Source organism: Cumulibacter manganitolerans (assembly GCF_009602465.1).
Taxonomy (GTDB): domain Bacteria; phylum Actinomycetota; class Actinomycetes; order Mycobacteriales; family Antricoccaceae; genus Cumulibacter; species Cumulibacter manganitolerans.
In genome coordinates, this window is the sequence record NZ_WBKP01000006.1 from 18,355 (window position 1) to 40,735 (window position 22,381).

Annotated in this window: 21 protein-coding genes; 9 read left to right on the forward strand and 12 right to left on the reverse strand. The window is 70.5% G+C overall.

Features of this window, described 5'->3' with window-relative positions:
- Positions 1-7 precede the first annotated feature (7 nt).
- Positions 8-1,303 carry an acyl-CoA dehydrogenase family protein gene (locus F8A92_RS03570; RefSeq protein ID WP_153503427.1) on the reverse strand — a complete coding sequence of 432 codons (1,296 nt, stop codon included), beginning with the start codon at positions 1,301-1,303 and terminating at the stop codon, positions 8-10.
- 29 nt (positions 1,304-1,332) lie between these two features.
- Positions 1,333-2,346 (reverse strand): phosphotransferase family protein, encoded by a 1,014-nt coding sequence (locus F8A92_RS03575; protein ID WP_153503429.1) that lies wholly within the window; start codon positions 2,344-2,346, stop codon positions 1,333-1,335.
- 109 nt (positions 2,347-2,455) lie between these two features.
- On the opposite strand from F8A92_RS03575, the gene F8A92_RS03580 reads away from it, so the two are divergent.
- The gene (locus F8A92_RS03580) at positions 2,456-3,724 is read left to right on the forward strand and encodes an ABC transporter substrate-binding protein (RefSeq protein ID WP_153503431.1); all 1,269 of its coding nucleotides are present in this window, start codon (positions 2,456-2,458) and stop codon (positions 3,722-3,724) included.
- A 130-nt stretch (positions 3,725-3,854) separates the two neighbouring features.
- Here the strand turns inward: F8A92_RS03580 and F8A92_RS03585 are convergent, their stop codons facing one another.
- Complete coding sequence (locus F8A92_RS03585) at positions 3,855-4,610, reverse strand: SDR family NAD(P)-dependent oxidoreductase (RefSeq protein ID WP_153503433.1); 756 nt, start codon at positions 4,608-4,610, stop codon at positions 3,855-3,857.
- A 110-nt stretch (positions 4,611-4,720) separates the two neighbouring features.
- Here F8A92_RS03585 and F8A92_RS03590 point away from each other — a divergent pair, with 110 nt between their 5' ends.
- Positions 4,721-5,527: an SDR family NAD(P)-dependent oxidoreductase gene (locus tag F8A92_RS03590; RefSeq protein ID WP_153503435.1), complete on the forward strand. Its 807-nt coding sequence runs from the start codon at positions 4,721-4,723 to the stop codon at positions 5,525-5,527.
- Between the two features lie 990 nt (positions 5,528-6,517).
- On the opposite strand, the gene F8A92_RS03595 is transcribed toward F8A92_RS03590, so the two are convergent.
- On the reverse strand, positions 6,518-6,829 hold the full coding sequence (locus tag F8A92_RS03595; RefSeq protein ID WP_153503437.1) for a putative quinol monooxygenase: 312 nt from the start codon (positions 6,827-6,829) through the stop codon (positions 6,518-6,520).
- A 36-nt stretch (positions 6,830-6,865) separates the two neighbouring features.
- On the reverse strand, positions 6,866-8,125 hold the full coding sequence (locus F8A92_RS03600; protein ID WP_153503439.1) for an acyl-CoA dehydrogenase family protein: 1,260 nt from the start codon (positions 8,123-8,125) through the stop codon (positions 6,866-6,868).
- An 84-nt stretch (positions 8,126-8,209) separates the two neighbouring features.
- On the opposite strand from F8A92_RS03600, the gene F8A92_RS03605 reads away from it, so the two are divergent.
- The gene (locus tag F8A92_RS03605; protein ID WP_153503441.1) at positions 8,210-9,607 is read left to right on the forward strand and encodes a phosphotransferase family protein; all 1,398 of its coding nucleotides are present in this window, start codon (positions 8,210-8,212) and stop codon (positions 9,605-9,607) included.
- Here the strand turns inward: F8A92_RS03605 and F8A92_RS03610 are convergent.
- The 6 genes from F8A92_RS03610 to F8A92_RS03630 form a co-directional block, all read right to left on the reverse strand.
- A complete protein-coding gene (locus F8A92_RS03610; protein ID WP_153503443.1) occupies positions 9,604-11,139 on the reverse strand; it encodes an AMP-binding protein in 1,536 nt (511 codons plus the stop codon). The two genes, F8A92_RS03605 and F8A92_RS03610, sit on opposite strands and share 4 nt — an antisense overlap.
- An 80-nt stretch (positions 11,140-11,219) precedes the next feature.
- On the reverse strand, positions 11,220-12,356 hold the full coding sequence (locus tag F8A92_RS03615) for an acyl-CoA dehydrogenase family protein (protein WP_153503444.1): 1,137 nt from the start codon (positions 12,354-12,356) through the stop codon (positions 11,220-11,222).
- The gene (locus F8A92_RS03620) at positions 12,353-13,609 is read right to left on the reverse strand and encodes an acyl-CoA dehydrogenase family protein (RefSeq protein ID WP_228389160.1); all 1,257 of its coding nucleotides are present in this window, start codon (positions 13,607-13,609) and stop codon (positions 12,353-12,355) included. The genes F8A92_RS03615 and F8A92_RS03620 overlap by 4 nt, the downstream gene beginning before the upstream one ends.
- A gap of 58 nt (positions 13,610-13,667) precedes the next feature.
- Positions 13,668-14,645 (reverse strand): NAD(P)/FAD-dependent oxidoreductase, encoded by a 978-nt coding sequence (locus tag F8A92_RS03625; RefSeq protein WP_228389161.1) that lies wholly within the window; start codon positions 14,643-14,645, stop codon positions 13,668-13,670.
- Complete coding sequence (locus F8A92_RS18855) at positions 14,624-14,854, reverse strand: NAD(P)/FAD-dependent oxidoreductase (protein WP_228389162.1); 231 nt, start codon at positions 14,852-14,854, stop codon at positions 14,624-14,626. Before F8A92_RS18855 ends, F8A92_RS03625 begins: the two co-directional genes overlap by 22 nt.
- Positions 14,855-14,856: 2 nt before the next feature.
- Positions 14,857-15,495, reverse strand: coding sequence for an MBL fold metallo-hydrolase (locus F8A92_RS03630; protein WP_153503446.1), 639 nt, complete (start codon positions 15,493-15,495; stop codon positions 14,857-14,859).
- Between the two features lie 79 nt (positions 15,496-15,574).
- On the opposite strand from F8A92_RS03630, the gene F8A92_RS03635 reads away from it, so the two are divergent.
- A complete protein-coding gene (locus F8A92_RS03635; RefSeq protein WP_153503448.1) occupies positions 15,575-16,366 on the forward strand; it encodes an SDR family oxidoreductase in 792 nt (263 codons plus the stop codon).
- A gap of 34 nt (positions 16,367-16,400) precedes the next feature.
- Here the strand turns inward: F8A92_RS03635 and F8A92_RS03640 are convergent, their stop codons facing one another.
- On the reverse strand, positions 16,401-17,549 hold the full coding sequence (locus F8A92_RS03640) for an alkaline phosphatase family protein (RefSeq protein ID WP_153503449.1): 1,149 nt from the start codon (positions 17,547-17,549) through the stop codon (positions 16,401-16,403).
- A gap of 158 nt (positions 17,550-17,707) precedes the next feature.
- Between F8A92_RS03640 and F8A92_RS03645 the strand changes: the two genes are divergently transcribed.
- From F8A92_RS03645 to F8A92_RS03660, 5 genes are read left to right on the forward strand one after another with little or no spacing between them, the layout of a single operon-like run.
- Positions 17,708-18,805, forward strand: coding sequence for a CaiB/BaiF CoA transferase family protein (locus tag F8A92_RS03645; protein WP_153503451.1), 1,098 nt, complete (start codon positions 17,708-17,710; stop codon positions 18,803-18,805).
- 51 nt (positions 18,806-18,856) lie between these two features.
- The gene (locus F8A92_RS03650; protein WP_228389163.1) at positions 18,857-20,110 is read left to right on the forward strand and encodes a thiamine pyrophosphate-dependent enzyme; all 1,254 of its coding nucleotides are present in this window, start codon (positions 18,857-18,859) and stop codon (positions 20,108-20,110) included.
- Positions 20,107-20,724 (forward strand): alpha-ketoacid dehydrogenase subunit beta, encoded by a 618-nt coding sequence (locus F8A92_RS19425; RefSeq protein ID WP_228389164.1) that lies wholly within the window; start codon positions 20,107-20,109, stop codon positions 20,722-20,724. The genes F8A92_RS03650 and F8A92_RS19425 overlap by 4 nt, the downstream gene beginning before the upstream one ends.
- 21 nt (positions 20,725-20,745) lie before the next feature.
- Positions 20,746-21,120: a transketolase C-terminal domain-containing protein gene (locus F8A92_RS19430; protein WP_228389174.1), complete on the forward strand. Its 375-nt coding sequence runs from the start codon at positions 20,746-20,748 to the stop codon at positions 21,118-21,120.
- Complete coding sequence (locus F8A92_RS03660) at positions 21,120-22,373, forward strand: dihydrolipoamide acetyltransferase family protein (RefSeq protein ID WP_153503453.1); 1,254 nt, start codon at positions 21,120-21,122, stop codon at positions 22,371-22,373. The genes F8A92_RS19430 and F8A92_RS03660 overlap by 1 nt, the downstream gene beginning before the upstream one ends.
- The last annotated feature ends 8 nt before the right edge of the window (positions 22,374-22,381 follow it).

The window sequence follows — 22,381 nt, forward strand, 5'->3', positions numbered from 1 at the left end:
TCGCCGGCTAGACCTCGGCCGCGGCGCGGTCGAGGGACAGCCCGAGGTGCTCGATGGCCTGCTCCCGCAGGGTGGGCAGGTAGCCCGAGCCGAAGCGCGGCTCGCCCGGTTCGACGTCGCGCAGCAGCGCCCGCGCGAGGGTCCACTTGTGCACCTCGGTCGGTCCGTCGGCGATCGCCATCACCTGCGCCGACACCATCATCTCGGCGAACGGCATGTCGCCGGAGATGCCCAGCGCGCCGTGCAGCTGCATGGCGCGCTGGACCACGTCGTGGAATACCGTCGGCATGATGACCTTGACCGCGGCGATGTCCTTGCGCACCACGCGGTAGTCCTGGTGCTTGTCGATGAGCCATGCGGTGCGCAGCAGGAGCAGCCGGAACTGCTCGATCTGGATCCACGAGTCCGCGATCTTCTCCTGCGTGGCCTGCAGGTCGGCGAGGCGTCCCGAGCGCGTCGTGCGGGAGACGGCCCGCTCGAGCATCAGGTCGAAGGCCTTGCGCACCTCGGCGATCGTGCGCATCCCGTGGTGGATCCGGCCGCCGCCGAGGCGCGTCTGCGCCACCTCGAACCCGTCACCCTCGTTGCCGAGCAGGTTCTCCAGCGGCACCCGCACGTCGCGGTAGCGGATGTAGGCGTGGGTGCCGTGCTCCTCGGACTCGCCTGCTATCGGCACATTGCGCACGATCTCGATCCCCGGCGTGTCCGCGGGCACGATGAACATCGACATTCCTCGATGCGCATCGACCTCGGTGTTCGTCTTGACCATGACCAGGTAGAACGCCGCGTACCGGGCGTTCGAGGAGAACCACTTCTCGCCGTTGATCACCCAGCCGTCGCCGTCGCGGACCGCCGTGGTGGTGAACAGCGTCGGGTCGGCGCCGGCGTGCGGCTCGGTCATCGAGTAGCAGGACGAGATCTCGCCGTCCAGCAACGGCTGCAGGAAGCGCTCCTTCTGCTCGGGGGTGCCGTACTTCGCGAGGATCTCGGCGTTTCCCGAGTCGGGCGCCTGGCAGCCGAACACCGATGGCGCGAATCGGGACCGTCCGAGGATCTCGTTCAGCAGCGCGAGCTTCACCTGCCCGTAGCCCTGGCCGCCGTACTCGGGCTCGAGGTGGCAGGCCCACAGGCCGGCGTCCTTGACCTTCTGCTGCAGCGGTCGGACCCGCTCCATCATCTCGGTGTCGCCCTTGTCGTACGGCGTGACGAAGACGTGGTCGAGCGGCTCGACCTCCGCACGGACGAAGGCGTTAGCCCAGTCCAGCTTGGCCTGGTAGTCCGGCTCGGTCTCGAAGTCCCACACGTGTCGCTCCTGGTTGTCGTGGTGGCTGGCTAGAAGTCGCCCGGGTGCTCGAGCAGGTGCAGACCCCGCTCGAGCAGCGCGGCGCACGAGGACCCGATGTCCTCCCAGTGCGGGTCGTCGCGCTTGCCGGTGCGGTGCAGGCGCAGGTTGAACCCGGTGATGACGCCGAAGCGGTAGCAGGACAGCGCCTTGAACCAGGCCGCGTCGCTCACGTCGCGGCCGCTCTCGGCCTGGTACCGCTCCAGCAGCCACGCCGAGTCGACGTCGCCCTGCAGGCCGCGGTTCGCCGGCAGGTCCCAGCACCGGCCGTCGAGCATCATCGACAGCCAGGCGATGTCCAGCAGCTGGGCGCCGATGCCGCAGATCTCCCAGTCGACGACGGCGCTGACGCTCGCGTCGTCCCGGAACAGCACGTTCGTGGGATGGAAGTCGCCGTGGAAGACGCCGACGTCCGGCGCATCCGGGCGGCTCGCCAGCAGGGCGTCGGCGAGCCGGTCGGCCAGCACGGACGTGTGCTCCTCCGCCATCTTCGGCTGCAGCGCACGCCAGTGCTCGATCTCGGCGTCCAGCTCCTTGGGGCTCTCCCACCCGGCGAGCTCGGCGCGCCAGTCGACGGCGTGGATCTGTGCCAGGGCGCGGATCTGGCTGCTCAGAAAGGGCAGTGGATCGCCGTCACCCGGGGTCCAGCGGCCCTCGTCGAAACGCAGCGGCGCGCCCTCGACGAACCGCTGCACGTACGCGTCCGTGCCGAAGATCGCCGGATCGTCGGAGGACCACACGACCGGCGCGACGGGGACGCCGGCGCGATCCATGGCCTGCAGCACCGGCACCTGACGCAGCACGTCGGTGTTCCCGCGCCGCCGCACCCCCGGCGGGGCGAGCCGGACCACGAGCCGCTCGTCCGGACGGTCGCCGGTGCGGACCTCGAATCCGAAGCTGAGCCCGGCGTGGCCGGGCATCGGCCGTACCGCACCGACCGTCGCCTCGGGTCCGCGCTCGGTCTCTGCCCACCGTTGCAGCTGCTCGGTTATCTGGTCGGTCACCCGTGCTCCTCGCGACACCTGCCCGGACTTCGGGACAGGTCTAGGCAATTGGTCACACCAGTCCTACCATCACCTGATACACCAGTCACCTTGACCTCGCGGAGGCCACATGCGCAAGTCCTTCATCGCCCTCACCGGAGCAGCCAGCGCGATCACGCTGGCCCTCACCGGCTGCTCCAACAAGGCGGCCGATGACAGCCCGTCCAAGGGCGGCGGCGGCTCAGTGAAGACCGATATCGGCGTCACCGCCGACAAGATCTCGCTCGGCGTGCTCACCGATACCTCCGGGCCGTTCAAGTCCGGCGGTCTCTCGGCGCTCTACGGGCACCAGATCTGGGCGAAGGAGGTCAACGACGCGGGCGGCGTCTGCGGACGCAAGATCGAGCTCGACGTGAAGGATCACGGCTACAAGGCCGACAACGCGGTGCCGCTGTACAGCCAGATGGTCACCAACGACCTGGGCCTGATGCAGCTGCTGGGCTCGCCGATGCTCGCCGCCCTGAAGACCAAGCTCAGCTCCGACAAGATGCTGGCCGCGGTCCCCTCGATGGCCTCGAACAACCTGGACACCGGCACGATCATCTCCACGACGGCGACGTACGACATCGAGATGCTCAACGGCCTCGCGTACATGCAGAAGCAGGGCAAGCTCAAGGACGGCGACAAGATCGGCGCGATCTTCCTGAGCAACGAGGCCGGCGAGAACGCCATGGCCGGCGTCAAGGCGTACGCGAAGAAGCACAACATCACCGTCGTGGAGTCGCCGATCGCGGCCACCGACACCGACATGACCGCGACCGTCACGAAGCTGAAGTCGGACGGCGTGACGCTGATGACCGCGATGACGTCTCCGGCCACCGTCTCCTCGATCGGCGTGCAGATGAAGGCCCAGAGCATGAACATGCCGCTGCTGGGCTGGGGTCCGACGTACGCGCCGACGCTGACCGCCAACCCCGAGGTGGTCGCCGCGATGAAGGACAACTTCTACCTGTCGGCCTCGGCGGCCTCGTGGACGCTGGACAGCCCGACCGCGAAGACCGTCCGTGACGAGTTCAAGGCGCTGAAGGTCGCCGATCCGGCGTCCAGCACGATCTTCGTCGGCTACCTCGCCGGCAAGGCGTGGGAGGCGATCCTCAAGGAGGCGTGCAGCGCCGGCGACCTGACCCGCGCCGGCGTCATGAAGGCGCGCGAGAAGGTCGACAACGTCAAGACCGACGGGCTGTCGGGCACCCTCGACTTCTCCGACCCGGGAGCACCGACGACCCGCGAGACGTACATCAGCCAGCTCGACGCCTCCGCCGAGGGCGGCACCAAGGAGGTCGGCAAGCTCTTCATGTCCGACGAGGCCAAGGCCTACAAGGCGCCGTACCAGAAGTAACCGCAGCCGGTCGGGTAGCCAGCGCTACCCGCCCGGCGCAGCGAAAGCGGGCTTCGTCGCCGAAGGCGGGGAAACTTCCCCTCTTCGAGCGACGAAGCCCGCTTTCGCACTGGCCCCGATCGATGCGTCGCTAGCCGATGAAGCCGCCGTCCGCGCGCAGCACCGCGCCGGTGACGTAGCTGGACATGTCGCTGGCCAGGAACAGCGCGGGGCCGACGATCTCGTGCGGCTGCGCGGTGCGCTGCAGGCTGGTCGACTTCTCAAGGCGCTCGCGGATGCCGTCGGCCCAGTTGGTGGCGATGTCGGTCTCGAAGCCGCCCGGAGCGATCACGTTGACCCGGACCGTGGGACCGAGCGCCTCGGCCAGCCCCTGCGTCATCACGTTCAACGCCGCCTTGGCCGCACTGTAGGGCAACGAGTACGTGTCGGGGCGGTAGGAGTTGACGCTCGAGACGTTGATGATGCTTCCGCCGCCGTCCGCCCGCATGCGCTCGCCGACGAGCACCGATAGCCGGAACGGCACCTTGAAGTTCAGCCCGAGGACGGCGTCCATGTAGCCCTCGTCGATGTCGCCGAGCGAGTCGTACAGCGGCGATTTGCCGGCATTGTTGACGAGCACGTCGACGCGACCGAACTCCTCGTAGGCGAGATCCGCGAGCCGTGCGGCCTCGTCCCAGCGGCCCATGTGCGCGCTGACGGCCAGCGCCTTGCGGCCGCGTTCGCGCACCAGCCCGGCGACCTCCTCGCACGTCTCGAGCTTGCGGCTGGCGATAACGACGTCCGCGCCCGCGTCGGCGAAGGCCAGCGACATCTCCCGTCCGAGGCCGCGGCTGCCGCCGGTCACGATGGCTACTTTGCCGGTCAGATCGGGATTCTGAGTGCTCATGGCGCTCCTTGGGAGACGTAGAAGGGATTCCGTCCGAAGGTACCGCGACGGCGGGATGTTCGCACCTCTAACTTCTTGGCTACGGGCCGGTATCCGCCTATGTTCGATGCATGACCGATTCCCCCGAAGAATTCCTCCCCCATCTCGACCGCTCGATCAAGGGCAAGAGCGCCATCGTCACCGGCGCGGCCAGCGGGATGGGCCGTGCCACGGCAGCCCTGCTCGCCTCCGAGGGCGCCCGAGTCGTCGTCGCCGACCTCGGCGAGGACCGCGTCGAGGCAGTCGTCTCGGTGCTGAAAGACAAGTATGGCGACGATTCCGCCCTGGGCGTGGTGTGCGACGTCTCGAAGCCGGAGGACCTCCGGCACCTGGTGTCGCAGGCGGTGGAGTGGGCCGGTCAGCTGGACATCGTGATCAACAACGCCGGGACCTCGCGCCCGAACACCACGGTGCAGGACGACGACGAGTTCGAGTCGGTCTGGGAGCAGGTGTTGGCGATCAACCTCACCGCGCATGCGCGGCTGGTGCGGCTGGCACTTCCGCACCTGCTGAAGAGCTCCTCGCCACGCATCGTCAACATCGCTTCCACGGAGGCGATAGTCGCGCAGCGCGGGCTGCTCTCGTACGCCGCGTCCAAGGCCGGCGTCGTCGGCCTCACCAAGTCGCTGGCCGTCGAGCTCGGGTACCACGGCGTCACCGTCAACGCGATCTGCCCCGGCCCGATCAACACCGCCATGACGTCCAAGTACGACCCGGAGAAGAAGGCGGCGTACGCCAAGGCGCGGGTCCCGCTGCGCCGGTACGGCGACGCGGAGGAGGTCGCGCAGATGACGCTCAACCTCTGCCTGCCCGCATCGAGCTTCGTGACCGGCGCGATCATCCCGGTGGACGGCGGGATGACCATCCGGCACACCTAGATCCGCCGAAGGGTCGCCGCCCCACACGGTCGCGCAACCGCGGCCGAAACCCCACGCCCGTCGAGCGAGCCGAGACCCCACGGTCGTCGAGCGAGCCGAAGCCGCTAGGCGAAGGCGACGTCGAGACGCGGCGCGGCGACACTGTCGGCTCCCGACGTCTCGACGTCGCTCGTTCCTCGCTCGCTCGACGACCATGGAAAGGCCGCGGCCGCCGCTGTCGGCTCCCGACGTCTCGACGTCGCTCGTCCCTCGCTCGCTCGACGACCATGGAGATGGTCGCGACTGTCGCTGGCGACGGAGCTCGAACGACTCCGCTTACCGACCCGCCGAACGGGTCGCCGACCCACACGGTCGTCGAGCGAGCCGAAGCCGCTAGGCGAAGGCGACGTCGAGACGCGGCGCGGCAACACTGTCGGCTCCCGACGTCTCGACGTCGCTCGTCCCTCGCTCGCTCGACGACCATGGAAAGGCCGCGGCCGCCGCTGTCGGCTTGCTTCGTCTCGACGTCGCTCGTCGACCATGGAACGGGTCGCGGCTGCCGCTGTCGGCTTGCGTCGTCTCGACATCGCTCGTCCCTCGCTCGCTCGACGACCGTGGAACGGGCCGCGGCTGCCGCTGTCGGCTCGCGTCGTCTCGACGTCGCTCGTACCTCGCTCGCTCGACGACCGTGGAACGGGCCGCGGCTGCCGCTGTCGGCTCGCGTCGTCTCGACGTCGCTCGTACCTCGCTCGCTCGACGACCGTGGAACGGGCCGCGGCTGCCGCTGTCGGCTCGCGTCGTCTCGACGTCGCTCGTACCTCGCTCGCTCGACGACCATGAAACGGTCCCCACCGCCGAGGGACTCGTTCCTCGCTCGCTCGACGACCGTGGCGTCCGCGTTTGCTAGGCGTCCGGAGAGAAGGACCCTTGCTCGAGGGGCGCACACGAAAGAACGATCCGGCACATCCAGCCCTGGCTGGATGTGCCGGATCGGCGTTTCTGGGGTGATCCCTAGGCGAGCTGCCCCTTGCTGCTGTCCCCGGACGGCGCGGGGCGCAACATGGTCAGCTTGGGCGCCTCCGCGAGCAGGTCGGCGGTCGCGTCACGCAGCGCCTTCAGCGGCTCGCCCTCGCCGTGGGCCGCGAGCTCTTCCTTCGACGCCCACGACTCGATGAGGTACACCTTCTCCTTCGAGGTGTGGAAGGCGTACTTCTCGCAGCCCGGCTCGGCGTGCACGCTGGGCGCACCGGCGGTCAGCGCCTCCAGGAGGGCGTCCTTCTGCCCTTCCTTCGGGGTGTACTCGACGAAGATCACGATCGACATGCTTGCTCCTTCTCCGGCGACGGCCGGCTGCTGGCGTTACTTGGACTTGTTCGGACCGGCGAATCCGAAGAGGTAACCGGCGACCTTGCGCATCTGGATCTCCTCCGCGCCCTCGGTGATCCGGTACCGGCGGTGATGACGGTAGATGTGCTCGAACGGCATGTGCCGGCTGTAGCCGACACCGCCGTGGATCTGCATTGCGCGATCCGCAGCATCGCAGCAGAACCGGTTGGCGCGGTAGTTGCACATCGCCACCTTATCGCTGACCTCGAGGTGGTGGCGCTCGTCCAGCTCGGACGCCGTCTGCCGGATCAGGGCGCGCAGCATCTCCGCCTCCGTCGCCAGCTCGACCAGGGGCCACTGCACCGCCTGGCGTCGTGCCAGCGGCTCACCGAAGGTGACGCGCTTGCGTGCGTACTGGACGGCGAGATCGATGCAGTGCTCCCCCGCGCCGAGGCTCGACGCGGCCTGCCGGATGCGGTTCTCGTGCACGAAGCCCTGAGCGACGTCGAGGCCGTGCCCCTCCTCGCCGACGATCGCCGAGCTCGGCACGCGGACGTCGCGCAGCGAGACGTCGGCGTGGTCGGAGGGCATGTTGAACGTCCAGCGGAAGAAGTCGACGCTGAACCCTTCGGTGCTGGTCGGGACCAGGAACGCGGTGATGCCGCGAGCCTCGCCGTCCTTGCCCGAGGTCCGCGCGAAGATCACGTCGTGGCTGGCGCGGTGCATGCCGGTGTTCCAGCGCTTCGCGCCGTTGATGATCCAGTCGTCGCCCTCGCGAACCGCCTGGGTCTCCATCCAGGTCGCGTCCGAGCCGTGGTCTGGCTCGGTCAGGCCGAACCCGATGCCGGCCTGGCCGGTCAGGCACTTCTCGATGAGCTCGTCCTTCTGCTCCTGGGTGCCGAACTTGGTGAGCATGTGGACGCCGGAGTGGTTGCCGACGATGGACGACTCGTCCTGCAGGTCGTTGTGCAGACCGAGGCCCTTGCGCGCCAGGTGCTCGCGGATGATCGCCATCTCGAGGTTGGTCGACTCGTTGCCGCCGACCTCCTTGGGCAGGTCGTGCCGGAAGAACCCGGCCTTGTCGGCGCGGTTCTTCATCTCCCGCAGCAGGTCCTCCCACTCGCGTCGCGGGATGCCGCCGTTCTCCCAGTCGGTGCGTTCGTACTCGCGCCGATGGTCGAAGAATCGCTCGTTGTCGTCCTGCGCCTGCAGGGGCTTGATCTCGCGCTCGATGAACTGGTCCATCCGCGCGAGCAGGTCCTTGGTGCTCTCGGCCACCTGGTTGGTCGTCATGTCCTCACTCCGTTCGCCGTGCCCATTCCCACACAGACCTGACTGACTTGTCAACTTACCGTAGGGACAGGCAAGGTGAACGGCATGACCCACGACCCCAAGACTGCGCGCCTGCTGCCGGCGCTGGCCACGCGACTGAGCGACGCGTGGCAGCGGCCGGTGACCATCTCGGACATCGAACCGGTGTCGATGGGAGCGAGCAAGGCGATCTGGCGCTTCACGGCCACCTCCCCCGGACACGATCCGGTGCGGCTCGTGCTGCGCGCGGACCCGCCGGAGGCACCGAAGCCCGAGCGGATGGCGCTCGAGGCCGCGGTCCTCACCGCGGCCCACGCCCAAGGGGCGCCCGTGCCGGGCGTGGTCGTCGCGGGCGCCGACGACGGGATCGGGTCGCCGCACGTGATCATGGAGTGCGTGGTCGGTGAGACGCTGCCGCAACGGATCCTGCGCGATCCCGCGGTGCGCGCCGATCCCGCCACGCTCGCTCGGGAGCTGGGCGCCGCTATCGCGACCGTCCATCGGATTCCCCGGGAGGCCGCAGGACTGCCGGAGGTCGACGACGTCGCCGACTTCGAGGTCCAGTACCGCAAGGGAGCGCCGTCCCCCGCGATGGAGCTCGGGTGGCGATGGCTGCGCGAGAACCCGCCGGCGCGGCACGGAGCGGTCGTCGTGCACGGCGACTTCCGCCACGGCAACATCATCGTGCACGAGGGACACCTCGCCGCGCTGCTGGACTGGGAGCTGGCGCATATCGGCGATCCGCTCGAGGACCTCGGATGGGTGAGCACCAAGGCGTGGCGATTCGGCGGCGCGGCACCGGTGGGCGGCTTCGGAGAGGTCGCGGATCTGCTCGACGGGTACGCCGGGGTCGCCGGGTGGCGGCCGGCGGAGCTGGACGTGCTCTGGTGGTCGGTCTACGGCTCCATCAGATGGGGCATCATGTGCCGGCGCCAGGCGGCACGTCACCTGGAGGGGGACGAGCAGTCCCTCGAGCTGGCGTTGATCGGGCGGCGGTTCGCCGAGAACGAGTTCGACGTGCTGGTAGCGCTCGGGCTCGCCGAGCCGCACGCGGCCGATGCCGGGGCCCGGTCGTCCGCGGCCGAGGGCGCGGGGACGATGTTCGGCGCCCCGACGGTCACCGACATCCTCGACGCGATCGTCGACGAGCGCGCCGAGAGCACCGTCTACAGCGATCGGCTGCTGCGCAGCGCGCTCAACGTCGTACGTCGCGAGCTCGTCGACGGCCGGCGGCACGAGGACGACCTGGCCGCGGCCCTGCAGCGGGCCGGCTACCGCACCGAGGCCGACCTCGCCGACGCGATCCGCGCCGGCGAGCCCGTCACCGACGCGATGGTGGATGCCGTGCGCGCGGGCGTCGAGGGTCGGCTGCTCGTCTGGAATCCCAAGTATCTCGGGTATCCGGCGCCGTCCGAGGCCTTCCGCGTGAGCGGCCCGTCCGGATCCGAGCGGGTGCTGGACTAGCCGGAGATGCGCTGGGCGCCCTCCCAGTAGGGCGCCTTCAGCCGCCGCTTGAACAGCTTGCCGGTGTCCTCTCGGGGCAGCTTCTCCTCGAACACCACGACCTTCGGGACCTTGTACGCCGCGAGCGTCTCGCGCACGTGCCGTCGGACGTCGTCCTCCGTCAGCTGCGCACCCGCCTTCGGTTGCACGTGCGCCGCCAGAGCCTCGCCCATGTCCGGGTCGGGGATGCCGAACACTGCGACATCCTCGACGCCGTCGAGGTTGTGCAGGCCCGCCTCGATCTCCGCCGGGTAGATGTTGACCCCGCCGGAGATCACCATGTCGTTGGCTCGGTCGGAGAGGTACAGGAAGCCCTCCTCGTCGACGTGCCCGATGTCGCCGACCGTGAAGAAGTCGTCCCACGCCATCTCGCGGCGCTTCTCGTCATTGCCGATATAGGTGAAATCCGGCCAGAAGCCGCCGGGCCGTCCGTACACCATCCCGGTCTCGCCGGCGGGCACCTCCTCACGCGTCGCGGGGTCGACGATCGCGATGCGGCAGTCGCGCCACGGCCGGCCGACGGTGCCGGGGTGCGCGAGGGAGTCTGCGCTGTCGGCGTACGTCCAGGCGCCGCCCTCCGAGCCGCCGTAGTACTCGTAGATGATCGGCCCGAGCCAGTCGATCATCGCCTTCTTGAGGTCCGACGGGCACGGGGCCGCGGCATGCACGATCGCCTTCAGGCTCGAGACGTCGTACGCCGCCCGCTCCTCCTCCGGCACGGCGAGCAGCCGACGGAACATCACCGGCACCATCTGCGTCGAGGTGATCTTGTACTGGTCGACCATCCGCATGAACTCCGTCGGGCTGAAGCGCGGCATGATGTGCGTGGTGACGCCCAGCGACACCGCCCAGATGAAATGCACGTTCGGCGACGAGTGGTACATCGGCGCGGGAACCAGGGTCGACTCGCCGGGCTGGAACTTCAGCAGGTCCATGACCGCGGCGGCCAGCTCGGGAACCCAGGCCGGATCCATCGGGTCGCGCATGATGCCCTTGGCGAGACCGGTCGTCCCGGAGGTGTAGATGACGCTGGACGGCGGCACCGGGTTCGGGTCGAGGACGGGTGCGGACTGCGTCGCGAGCTCCTCGAGCGTGGTGTGGTCGCCGGTGGCCCCCACGTCGCCGAGCCCGTAGGCGGCCGCGACCTCGGGAGCGGTGACGGCCTCGATGATCTGCACGTGGTCGGGCTTGTGCCGCAGCACCGGCCCCAGCAGATCGGTGTGCACGATGGCCACCTTGACCCCGCTGTTGCTGAGCAGGTGGCGCAGGTCGTCGCCGGTCCAGTGCCAGTTGACCGGCACCGGGACGGCGCCGATGAAGCCGCCGGCCAGCGTGGCCTCCACGAAGCCGACCTCGTTGCGCATGACGATCGCGTAGCGGTCGTTCTGCTGCATTCCGAGGCCGCTCAGGCCGCCGGCGATGCGGGCCGCTCGCTCCTTGACCTCGGCTATCGGTCGCGGGGTGTCTCCGGTGTAGACGAGCGGTTCGGTCACGACGAGCCTCCGAGTTGACGCCCTGATCAGTTGCGCCTCAACCTAACCGGTGCCGCGGGAGTTGTGAACCCCCTCACATGTCAGCGGCCCGCGTAGCGTCGAAGGTGCTGCTCCACGGATCCGTACTCGTTCTCCACGGCGGTGAGCCGCTTGAAGTAGTGCCCGACCGCCAGCTCCTCGGTCATGCCCATCCCGCCGTGCAGCTGGACCGCTTCCTGCCCCACGAGCTTCGCGGCCCGGGCGACGGTGACCTTCGCGGCGGAGACGGCACGATGACGCCGCTCCGCCGTGCCGTCCAGCGCGCCGTAGGCGATCTCGGCCGCCGCGGAGGCCTGCTCGACGTGCAGGTACATGTCGACCATGCGGTGCTGCAACGCCTGGAACGAGGCGATCGGGCGCCCGAACTGCTCGCGCTGCTTGGTGTAGCCGACGGTGTCGTCGAGCAGCTTGCGCATACACCCCACCGCCTCGCTGCACACCGCCGCGGTGGCCGCGTCGACGGCCAGATCGATCGCGTCCCACGCCTCCCCCTCGGCCCCGATCAGCGCGTCGGCGCCGATCCGCACGTCGCGCAGCGCGATGTCGGCGGCCGGCCGGTCGTCGTAGGTGCGCAGCCGGTGCAGCACGAGGCCCGCGGGGGCGCTCTCCCCCATCGACACGCGGAAGACGCTGAGACCGTGGCGATCTCGTCGCCCACCGTCGGTGCGCGCGATCACCAGCAGGTCGGTGGCGATCGGCGCCGTGGTGACGATCGACTTCGCACCGCTCAGCAGCCATCCGTCGCCGTCCCGTCGCGCGGTCGTCGTGACGTCGTGGAAGCAGTAGCCGCCGGCCGGCTCCAGGCCGGCGACCGCCCAGATCGCCTGTCCCGAGGCGATCTGCGCGAGCGCGTCGTACGACGACTCGCCCGCGAGCGCGTGCAGCAGGGTCCCCGCGAGCACGACGGTGTCGACGTACGGCTCGACCACCAGCGCGCGCCCGAGTGCCTCGGTGATCACCAGCGACTCGGCCGCCCCGCCGCCGTCGCCGCCGGCCTCGATCGGCAGTGCGGCGCCCAGCACGCCCAGCCGGTCGGCCAGGTCTCGCCATACCTGCGGTTGCCATCCCGCGCCGTTCTTCGCGGCGTCCCGGCTCGCCTCGAGGTCGTAGCTCGTGGAGAGGTAGCGGGTGAGGTACTGACGCAGCTGATCGTGCTCGTCGGTGAGCTGAATAGTCATGAGAGCCCCCAACGAGCCTTGGCGATGATGTTGCGCTGGATCTCGTTGCTGCCCGCGTAGATGGACCCGGCGCGGTCGTTGAAGTACCGGCTCGAGGCGGCCGCCTGCCAATCCTGGCCCGCCACGTATCCGTCGTCCGGCGGCACGAAGTTGACCACCGGGCCGCCGGGCTTGGTGGCGTGCGGCTGGTACGCGCGCCCGATCGGCCCGGCGGTCTCCAGCGCGAAGTGCGTGAGGTCCTGGCTGAGCTCCGTCGACAGGATCTTCTGCATCGACGACGCGGTGCCCGGGTCGGCGCCGCTGGTCAGCGCGGCGAGCACCCGCCGCTCGAGCGCGTCCAGCACGTCGATCCTGATCTCGAGCTCGGCGAGGCGCCGTACGAACGAGGGGTCCTCCGACAGCGGCCCGCCGTCGGGCCCGGTCTGCGACGCGGCCTGCTCGCGGATCGCGTCGGCGCGCACCTTCAGCCCCGGGGAGGCGGCCGATCCACCCCGCTCGAACAGCAGCAGGTACTTCGCGACGCTCCAGCCGTCATCGACCTCCCCCAGCACGTTCGCGAGCGGGACGCGGACGCCGTCGAAGAACACCTGGTTCTGCACCCGCTCGCCGGAGGACATCACCAGCGGCTGCACCTCGATGCCCGGGCTGGTCATGTCGATCAGCACGAAGGTGATGCCGCGCTGCTTGGTCTCGCCGCGCGACGTGCGCACCAGGCAGAAGATCCAGTTCGCCTCCGTCGCGTGCGTCGTCCAGATCTTGCTGCCGGTCACGACGAGGTCGTCGCCGTCGATCTCCCCGCGGGTCGCCAGCGCGGCCAGGTCCGAGCCCGCCTCGGGCTCGGAGTAGCCCTGGCAGAAGAACACCTCGCCGGTCAGGATGCGCGGCAGGAAATAGTCCTTCTGCTCCTGCGTCCCGTAGCGCATGATCGCGTACGAGACCATCCGGATGCCCATCGGCGACAGGCCGGGCGCGCCGGCCAGCGTGAGCTCCCGGCTGAAGATGTAGTGCTGGGTCGGCGACCAGTCGCAGCCGCCGTACTCGACCGGCCAGGACGGCGCGGCCCAGCCACGACCGCGCAGGATCTCCTGCCACTGCATGCTGGCCTCGTGGTCGGGATACACGCTCGTGGAGAGCCGGCCGGCCCTCCGCAGGTCGTCGGTCAGGTGCTCGTCCAGGAAGGCGCGGACTTCGTCCCGAAAGGCGATCTCGTCCTCGGTCAGCGTCTCGTCCACCGGCGTGCTGGCATGGGTCATCCCGCCATTGTGCATAAACCTGACACGTATGTCACGTTCACCCCGCGCGGACCGCCCGCTACGCGCCCTCGTCGTCGGCGGAATCCGGCTGCGCGCCGTGCACCGCGGCCTCGAGGGTCGCACCCTGTACGAGCAGCGCGCGGCCCCGGTCGTAGTCGTCCTCAGCGTTGTAGGCCAGCACGCCGACCAGCGCCCCGTCGGTTCCGTACCAGGCGGTGAAGCCACCGGGCCGCTCGACGATCTGCACCGCGTCGAACCCGTCTCCCCAGGCGGAGTACATCAGGGTGTGCTCACCGAGCTGGGTCCAGAAGCCGGGCACCGCATCCCACCGGGCCTCGGTGCCGGCGGCGTCCGCCCCGGCGACCTGCCCCATGGAGTCCGCGTCGTCCCAGTGCTCGACCGGCAGTGGCCGGCCGGTGAGCGCGTTCTCGGCGCGAGCCGCGTCCCCGACGGCGTACACGCCGTCGACCAGCGTGCGCATGTGGCTGTCGACGACGACGCGTCCCTCGTGCAGCTGCAGCGCGGCGGGGTCCAGGAAGCCGGTGGCCGGCGCGGCGCCGACGGCGGCGAGGATCAGGTCCGGCTCGAGCGTCGTCCCGTCGCTGAGGTGCAGCGTCCGCGGCGCGTGCAGCGACCCGATCTCGGTACCCGCCCGCACGTCGACGCCGTAGCCGCGCAGGATGCCCGCGATCACGCCGGCCGCGTGCTCTCCCAGGCGGCTCTGCTGGGGCGCGGGCTCGGGGCTGATCATGGTGACGTCGATGCCGCGCATCGCCAGGGAGATCGCGGCCTCGCAGCCGATGAAGCCCGAGCCGATCACCGCGGCGGTACGCGCGTGGCCGGCCGCCTCGTGCAGCCGTTGCAGGTCGGCGAACGACCGCAGGTAGTACAGCTCGGACCCGTCGGGTACGTCCGGCAGCGGCTTCGAGCTGCTGCCCGGTGCGAGCACCAGCTTCGTGAAGGACACCTGCTGCTCCCCGAGCCGGACGACCCGCGAGTCGAGGTCGACCCCGGTCACGGTGGCGCCGAGGCGCACCTCGACGTCCGCCGGCGCGTCGAGCGGTGGGGCTCGGGCGGGGCCGGCGCACGCAGCTTCTCCTTGCTCAGCGGCGGCCGGTCGTACGGCGGCACGTGCTCGCCGGTGAGCAGCAGGACCGGCGTCGGCCCGCCGGCCGCGATGTACGCGTTCGCCGCGCCGACCCCGCCCGGACCGCTACCGATGATGACCAGCTCGTAGGTGTCCATGGCTACACCGCGTGCGGCTGCCCGTCGCGCCAGTCGTGCACGTCGGTGTCGGTCATGTCGCCGGCGCGGGAGAAGTACAGGCCGAAGCCTCGCTCGTTGAGCAGGCCCTCGTGGATCGGGAACGCCTGCGCGGCGCCGACCTGCCGGATGAAGTCGATGTGCTCCTTCAGCGCCGCCCAGGGACCCATGATCGGCAGGGCGAGGACGTCGATCCCGCCGGGGGACGCCGCCAGGGAGTCGCCCGGGTGGAACAGCGTCGGCTCGCCCTCGCTGCGCAGCACGATGCCGACGTTGCCGATCTGCGGGATGTCGCGGTGGATGACCGCGTGCTCTCCGCCGACCGCCTCGACGCGGACGCGGCCGACGCTCGTGGCGTCACCGCTGGGCAGCGCGACCGCCCCGGGCAGGTCGACCGCGTCGGGTACCGAGGGCTCGACGAGCACGCGCGCGTCCGGGTTGGCGGCGAGCAGCGCCGGCAGATGCTGGGGATCGACGTGGTCCGGGTGCTGGTGGGTGACCACGACGGCGTCCAGTCCGGTCAGGCCGTGCCAGGCGTCGGCGAAGCTCCCGGGGTCGATCAGGATCCGCGCGCCGGCGGTCTCGACGAGGACGGCCGCATGGCCGAGATGGGTGATCTTCATGCACTTCACCGTACCGACGATCGCGCGCTATGCTCCGGCAAATTACCTAGCAGTGCTAACGATCTGATGGAGGATTGTCATGAAGCTCGACAGCAACGTCTCGGCCGTCGTCACCGGAGGCGCGTCGGGGCTCGCGCGCGCGACGGCGACGGCCCTGGCGGAGCAGGGCGTCAAGGTCGCGATCTTCGACCTCAACGAGGACGGCGGCAAGCAGGTCGCCAAGGAGATCGGCGCGACGTTCCACAAGGTCGACGTCACCGACGAGGACAGTGCGGTCGCCGGGTTCGAGGAGGCGCGCGCCGCCAACGGCCAGGAGCGGATCCTCGTGCACTGCGCGCAGGTCTCTCGCGGCGGGAAGACCCTGCGGCGCAACCGCGACACCGGCGAGCTCACCCGGCTGCCCACCGAGGACTTCGCCTTCTCCGCGGAGGGCATCCTCGTCGCGTCGTACCGGATGGCATCGCTGTCGGCACTGGGCATGGCGGGCCTGGAGCCGATGGAGGACGACGAGCGCGGGTGCATCACGCTGACCGGCTCGGTCGCGGCGCAGGACGCGCAGATCGGCCAGATCTGCTACGGATCGGCGAAGGCCGGCGTCGCGGGCCTCGCGCTTCCGCTGGCGCGCGACCTGATGGATCTGGGCATCCGCGCCAACACCATCCTGCCCGGCATCTTCGAGACCCCGCCGATGCTGGCCGTGAAGGACCGCGCGCCGCAGGTCTTCGAGGGGCTGAACCGCTCGGTGCCGTTCCCGAAGCGGCTCGGACGCCCGAGCGAATTCGCCTCGCTGGTGCTCGAGCTCAACCGCAACTGCTACTTCAACGGCCAGGTCATCCGGCTCGACGGCGCGATCCGGATGCCCCCCAAGTAGTCCTCCGCGCGTCGGCCGGCCCGGCTCGCTCGCCTCAGCCCGCGGTGGCGAACAGCAGGGGCACCTGCTGCTCGGCCGTGGTGAGCGAGCCGTGCTGGCCGACCAGCCGCGACAGCATCGGCTCGGCCCGCGACCGGACCACCGCGCTCCGGCCGGCCAGCGCGGCCACCACGTCGCCGATGCGCGCCCGCACGGCGTCGTCGACCGGGCCGAACCACCCGTTGCCGATCGCCTCCTCCCGCGAGACCACCCACGCGTGCGGACCCAGCGTCTCCCGCCAGGCGGCGAGCACGTCGTCGGCCGCGCCGTCGCGGACGTAGACGTGCCGCGCCCGCGGATCGCCGCCGAGCGCCTCGACCCCGTCCTGCAGCTCCGGAACGAGATCGGCGTCGATGCGCTCCTCGACGGCCACCATGCCGTGGTCACCGGTGATCAGCAGCTGCCCGTCCCGCGGCAGCGACTCGGCGATCATCACCGCGAGCCGGTCGATCAGCCGCAGCTGGTTCCGCCACGGCACGGAGCCGGGACCGTGCAGATGGCCGAGGGTGTCGAGGTCGGCGTGGTAGGCGTAGCACAGCCGCCGGCCCGACCCGCCGACGCCGGCCGCAACCTCCGCGACGAGGTCGCCGAGGGCGACCGCACCGCGGTAGTCACCGCCGCGCAGCGCCGCCCGGCTGAGCCCCGAGCGCCGGAACGCGCGCGGGCCCACGATCGAGGTCGCGATTCCGGCCCCCGCCGCGATCTCCCAGACGGTCGGCTGCGCCTGCACCGTCTCCGGGACGACGGTGTCGCGCAGATCGACGTGCTGGTCGACGCCGTGCCGCGCCCAACGCAGCGTGTCGATCATCGTCCCGTCGTCCGCGCGCATCGCGATCCCGAGCACGCCGTGCGCGCCCGGCGGCCGGCCGGTTCCCAGGCTGGTCAGGCTGATCGACGTGCTCGACGGGAAGCCCGCGGTCAGCGGGCCGAGGTCGCGCACCGAGCTCAGGAACGGCGCGTCGCCGGCGTGCGCGGCGAGCAGCTCGCTGCCCAGGCCGTCGACGAGCAGCACCGCGACCGCGCGGGCCGGTGGGATCGGGAGGGCCGATGCACCGGCGAAGGACGGCACCTCGAGGGCGCGGAGCACGGCCGGCATCACCTCGGCGAGCGAGCGGTCGCCGTAGCTGGGCAGGAAGGCTGTCATGACAGCCAATCTGGCACGGATCCCGGCGCGCTGCCCATCGCGGGTTCCCGGCGCGCGGCGATTGCGACCCCCGCGGGTGCGGCGCTCGGCCGTCAGTAACGTGAGGGCCACCACGCCCGGCGACCTCGCCGGAGCCCGCTGACTATCGAGGAGAATCTATGCCTGGCCCACTGACTGGACTTCGAGTTGTCGAGCTCGGCGGCATCGGCCCGGGACCGCACGGCGCGATGCTGCTGGCCGACCTGGGCGCGGACGTCGTCCGCGTCGAGCGCCCATCGGGCGGGCTGAAGATCGGGCCCGAGGGATCGATCGAGTGGGGACGCCGGGGCGTGCGCTCCGTCGCCGCCAACGTGAAGACCGAGGACGGGCTGGCTCTGGTCAAGGCGCTGATCGCCAAGGCCGACGTCGTCATCGACGGCTTCCGTCCCGGCGTCACCGAACGGCTGGGCTACGGCCCGGACGACTTCGCGGACTCGAACCCCGGGCTGATCTACGCGCGGATGACCGGGTGGGGCCAGGACGGTCCGCTGGCGTCGTCGGTCGGGCACGACATCAACTACATCGGTCTCACCGGCGCCCTGCACGCGATGGGGACCCCCGACGCGCCGCCCGCTCCCCCGCTGAACCTGGTCGGTGACTTCGGCGGCGGGTCGCTGTACCTGGTGCTCGGCATCCTCGCGGCACTCTTCGAGCGACAGTCCTCGGGCCGCGGCCAGGTCGTGGACGCGGCCATCGTCGACGGCGTGGCCTCGCTGAGCCAGCCCATCTGGTCGCTGCTGGCCAACGGTGCCTGGCGGAACCGGCGCCAGGACAACATCCTCGACGGGGCCGCGCACTTCTACCGCACGTACACCTGCTCGGACGGCAAGTTCGTCGCGGTGGGCGCGATCGAGCCGCAGTTCTACGCCGACCTGGTGACGGGCCTGGAGCTCACCGGCATCCCGCCGCAGCTGGACAAGAGCACCTGGCCGGAGATGTCGGAGAAGCTGGCCGCCATCTTCGCCACGCGGACCCGCGACGACTGGGCCGCGCACTTCGCCGGTACGGACGCCTGCGTGACGCCCGTGCTCGACTTCGACGAGGCGGCCCAGAACGAGCACCTGCGGGCGCGCGGCTCGGTCATCGAGCTGGCGGGCACGCCGCAGGCCGGCCCGGCACCGCACTTCTCACGGAGCGCTCCGGGGCTGCCGAGCACCCCGGGCCCGGCCGGGGAGGGAAACGACTCGGTCGTGGCCGATTGGGGCATCACCCTCTAGCCGAGGGGCGAGCCTCTGGCCGATGGCGCCGGTTAGTGGTGAACTGAGGGTGTGGATGCGCAACGCAGCACTCCAGACGACGGATTGCGATTCCACCTGCCGAGCCCTCCGGCACGGCCCGGTGATCGCCCCGATTTCTCGTATCTGCCGATTCCACCTGCCGGCGCCGTCCCGAGGCCCGATCCGGCCGTCGCGGCGGCCGACATCCCGGACTACGCCTATTCGCTGGTGCGGGTCCTGGACGACGACGGGCGGGCCGTCGGGGACTGGGCGCCCTCCGTCGGCGCCGAGGAGCTGCGCGCCGGGCTGCGCGCGATGGTGCTCACCCGCGCGTACGACGCGCGCATGCTCACCGCGCACCGCCAGGGCAAGACCTCGTTCTACATGCAGTGCACCGGCGAGGAGGCGTTCGCCGTCGGCCACGCGCTGGCGCTGCGGCCCGGCGACATGTTCTTCCCGACGTACCGCCAGCAGGGCTGGCTGATCGCGCGCGGGTGGCCGCTGGTCAGCATGATGTGCCAGGTGCTCTCGAACGAGCGTGATCCCTTGCACGGCAGGCAGATGCCGATCATGTACTCGGCGAAGGACGTCGACTTCTTCACCATCTCCGGCAACCTCGCGACCCAGTACGTGCAGGCGGTCGGCTGGGCCGTCGCGTCCTCGATCCGCGGCGACACGCGGATCGCGTCCGGAGTCGTGGGGGAAGGCGCGACCGCCGAGGCCGACTTCCATCACGCCCTGACGTTCGCCGCGACGTACCGCGCGCCGGTGATCCTCAACGTCGTCAACAACCAGTGGGCGATCTCCACGTTCCAGTCGATCGCCTCCGGCGAGCACACGACCTTCGCCGCGCGGGCGATCGGCTACGGCCTGCCCGCGCTGCGGGTCGACGCCAACGACTACCTGGCCGTGGTCGCCGCGACCCGCTGGGCCGCGGAGCGAGCCAGGGCCAACCACGGCGCGACCGTCATCGAGTGGGTCACCTACCGGGTGGCCGCCCACTCGACGTCCGACGACCCGTCGCGTTATCGCCCGGCCGACGAGTCGGCTGCCTGGCCGCTCGGCGATCCGATCGATCGGCTGAAGCGGCACCTGATCGCGATCGGCGAGTGGTCGGAGCAGCAGCACGGCGAGCTCGTCGAGCAGGCCCGCGACGAGGTCCGGCGGGCCGCCAAGGAGGCCGAGCAGTACGGCTCGCTGCTGGACGAGCGCACCAGCCCCGCGCGGAGCATCTTCGACGACGTCTTCGAGGAGCTGCCCCCGCACCTGGTCGAGCAGCGCCGCTGGATGGAGGGCTTGCGATGACGGCCATGTCGATGAACCAGGCGCTGCGCTCGGCCATGGACGTGATGCTCGAGCGCGACGACCGCGTCGTGGTGTTCGGCGAGGACGTCGGCTACTTCGGTGGGGTGTTTCGCTGCACCGACGGCCTGCAGGCGAAGTACGGCACCAGCCGGGTGTTCGACACGCCGATCGCCGAGGGCGGCATCATCGGGCTCGCGGTCGGGATGGGCGCCTACGGGCTGCGCCCGGTCGCCGAGATCCAGTTCGCCGACTACGTCTATCCCGGGCTCGACCAGATCATCTCCGAGGCGGCCCGCCTGCGCTACCGCTCCAGCGCCGAGTACACCGCGCCACTGGTGGTCCGGATGCCCTGCGGGGGCGGGATCCACGGGGGCCAGACGCACAGCCAGAGCCCCGAGGGCATCTTCACGCACGTCTGCGGGCTCACGACGGTCATCCCGTCGAATCCCTACGACGCGAAGGGGTTGCTCATCTCGGCGATCGAGGACAACGACCCGGTCATCTTCCTCGAGCCCAAGCGGATCTACAACGGGCCGTTCGACGGCCACCACGAGGCGCAGATCCAGCCGTGGACCGATCATCCACTGGGAGAGGTGCCCGAGGGCTACTTCTAGGTCCCGCTGGGGAAGGCGGCGATCCGGCGGGACGGCGCCGACGTCACGGTGCTCGCGTACGGCACGATGGTGCACGTCGCGCTGACCGCCGCCCGCGAGTCCGGGGTGGATGCCGAGGTGCTCGACCTGCGCACGCTGCTGCCCCTCGACGTCGACGCGATCGTCGCGTCCGTCCGCAAGACGGGGCGCTGCGTGATCGTGCACGAGGCCACCCGCACCAGCGGGTTCGGCGCCGAGCTCGCGGCCCAGGTGCAGGAGCGCTGCTTCTACGACCTGGAGGCCCCGATCGAGCGGGTGACCGGATGGGACACGCCGTACCCGCACGCGCAGGAGTGGGACTACTTCCCCGGCCCGAAGCGGGTCGCCGCCGCGTTCGCCCGAGTCCTGGAGGCGTGATGGCCGAGTTCGCGATCAAGCTGCCGGACGTCGGCGAGGGTGTCGCCCAGGCCGAGGTCGTCACCTGGCGCGTGGATGTCGGCGACCTGCTCGAGGAGGACGAGCCGTTCGCCGAGGTGATGACCGACAAGGCCACCGTCGAGCTGCCCTCTCCCGTGTCCGGCACCGTGCTGCGCCTCGGTGCGAAGGTCGGCGACTTCGTGGCGGTCGGCGCGCCCCTGCTCTGGGTCGACCTCGCGACGGAGAGCGCATCCGACCCGCGGCCGGCGCTGCCCGGGGCACCGCCCGTCACCGAGGCGGCGTCCGTGACCGACGCGCCGCCGGTGACCGATGCGGCGGCCGCGACACCCCCGGCGGACGTGGCGTCGCGCATCCCTGCCGGCGATCGACGTGCCCTCGCCGCACCCGCCGTTCGCAAGCGAGCCAGGGATCTGGGCATCGATCTCGCCGCCGTCCGCGGCACCGGTCCGGACGGACGGGTGCTGCACGCAGACCTCGACGCGCAGCTCGTCGCAGCGCAGGGCGGCCGCCACCCGCGAGCGCCGTCCCGCCCCGCCGACGGCGTCGAGCGCACCCGGCTCACCGGCCTGCGGCGGAACATCGCCCGGCGGATGCAGGAGGCGCACCAGATCCCGCACTTCACGTATGTGGAGGCGGTCGAGGTCGACGCCCTGGAGGCATTGCGCGCGCGCCTGAACGCGTCGGGCGACGGGCGGCCACACCTCACCCTGCTGCCGTTCCTGGTGCGGGCCGTGACGCTGGCGCTCGCCGATCGGCCCGAGCTCAACGCGCGGTACGACGCCGCCTCGGAGACGCTCGAGCGATTCAATGACGTCCACCTGGGCATCGCCACCCAGACGCCTCATGGACTGATGGTGCCGGTGCTGCGGAACGCGCAGGACGGGGACCTATGGAGCCACGCTGCGGAGATCGCGCGGCTCGCCGAGTCGGCCACCCGCGGCACGATCACCCTGAGCGAGCTGACCGGCTCGACGATCACGATCACCAGCCTGGGCGCCCTCGGCGGAGTGGTCAGCACACCGGTCATCAACGCTCCCGAGGTGGCCATCATCGGCGTGAACCGGATCAGCGACGAGCTGCGGCTCGTCGACGGCCGGCCGCAGAACCGGTCGGTGATGAACCTGTCGTCGTCGTTCGATCACCGCATCGTCGACGGGGCCGTCGCCGCGCAGTTCATCGCCCACATCAAGGAGCTGCTGCAGACGCCTGCGCTGCTGTTCATCGGCCGATGACGGCGCGG

Excerpts from the sequence above, each read along its gene's own strand:
- F8A92_RS03660 (WP_153503453.1), top strand. The coding sequence starts at position 21,120 with ATGGCCGAGTTCGCGATCAAGCTGCCGGACGTCGGCGAGGGTGTCGCC.
- F8A92_RS03595 (WP_153503437.1), bottom strand. The coding sequence starts at position 6,829 with ATGTCGATCGTGATCTTCGTCGAGTACACCCCGAAGGAAGGGCAGAAG.
- F8A92_RS03585 (WP_153503433.1), bottom strand. The coding sequence starts at position 4,610 with ATGAGCACTCAGAATCCCGATCTGACCGGCAAAGTAGCCATCGTGACC.
- F8A92_RS03590 (WP_153503435.1), top strand. The coding sequence starts at position 4,721 with ATGACCGATTCCCCCGAAGAATTCCTCCCCCATCTCGACCGCTCGATC.
- F8A92_RS03640 (WP_153503449.1), bottom strand. The coding sequence starts at position 17,549 with ATGACAGCCTTCCTGCCCAGCTACGGCGACCGCTCGCTCGCCGAGGTG.
- F8A92_RS03580 (WP_153503431.1), top strand. The coding sequence starts at position 2,456 with ATGCGCAAGTCCTTCATCGCCCTCACCGGAGCAGCCAGCGCGATCACG.
- F8A92_RS03600 (WP_153503439.1), bottom strand. The coding sequence starts at position 8,125 with ATGACGACCAACCAGGTGGCCGAGAGCACCAAGGACCTGCTCGCGCGG.
- F8A92_RS03630 (WP_153503446.1), bottom strand. The coding sequence starts at position 15,495 with ATGAAGATCACCCATCTCGGCCATGCGGCCGTCCTCGTCGAGACCGCC.
- F8A92_RS19425 (WP_228389164.1), top strand. The coding sequence starts at position 20,107 with ATGACGGCCATGTCGATGAACCAGGCGCTGCGCTCGGCCATGGACGTG.
- F8A92_RS03645 (WP_153503451.1), top strand. The coding sequence starts at position 17,708 with ATGCCTGGCCCACTGACTGGACTTCGAGTTGTCGAGCTCGGCGGCATC.
- F8A92_RS18855 (WP_228389162.1), bottom strand. The coding sequence starts at position 14,854 with ATGGACACCTACGAGCTGGTCATCATCGGTAGCGGTCCGGGCGGGGTC.
- F8A92_RS03615 (WP_153503444.1), bottom strand. The coding sequence starts at position 12,356 with ATGACTATTCAGCTCACCGACGAGCACGATCAGCTGCGTCAGTACCTC.
- F8A92_RS03620 (WP_228389160.1), bottom strand. The coding sequence starts at position 13,609 with ATGACCCATGCCAGCACGCCGGTGGACGAGACGCTGACCGAGGACGAG.
- F8A92_RS03635 (WP_153503448.1), top strand. The coding sequence starts at position 15,575 with ATGAAGCTCGACAGCAACGTCTCGGCCGTCGTCACCGGAGGCGCGTCG.
- F8A92_RS03605 (WP_153503441.1), top strand. The coding sequence starts at position 8,210 with ATGACCCACGACCCCAAGACTGCGCGCCTGCTGCCGGCGCTGGCCACG.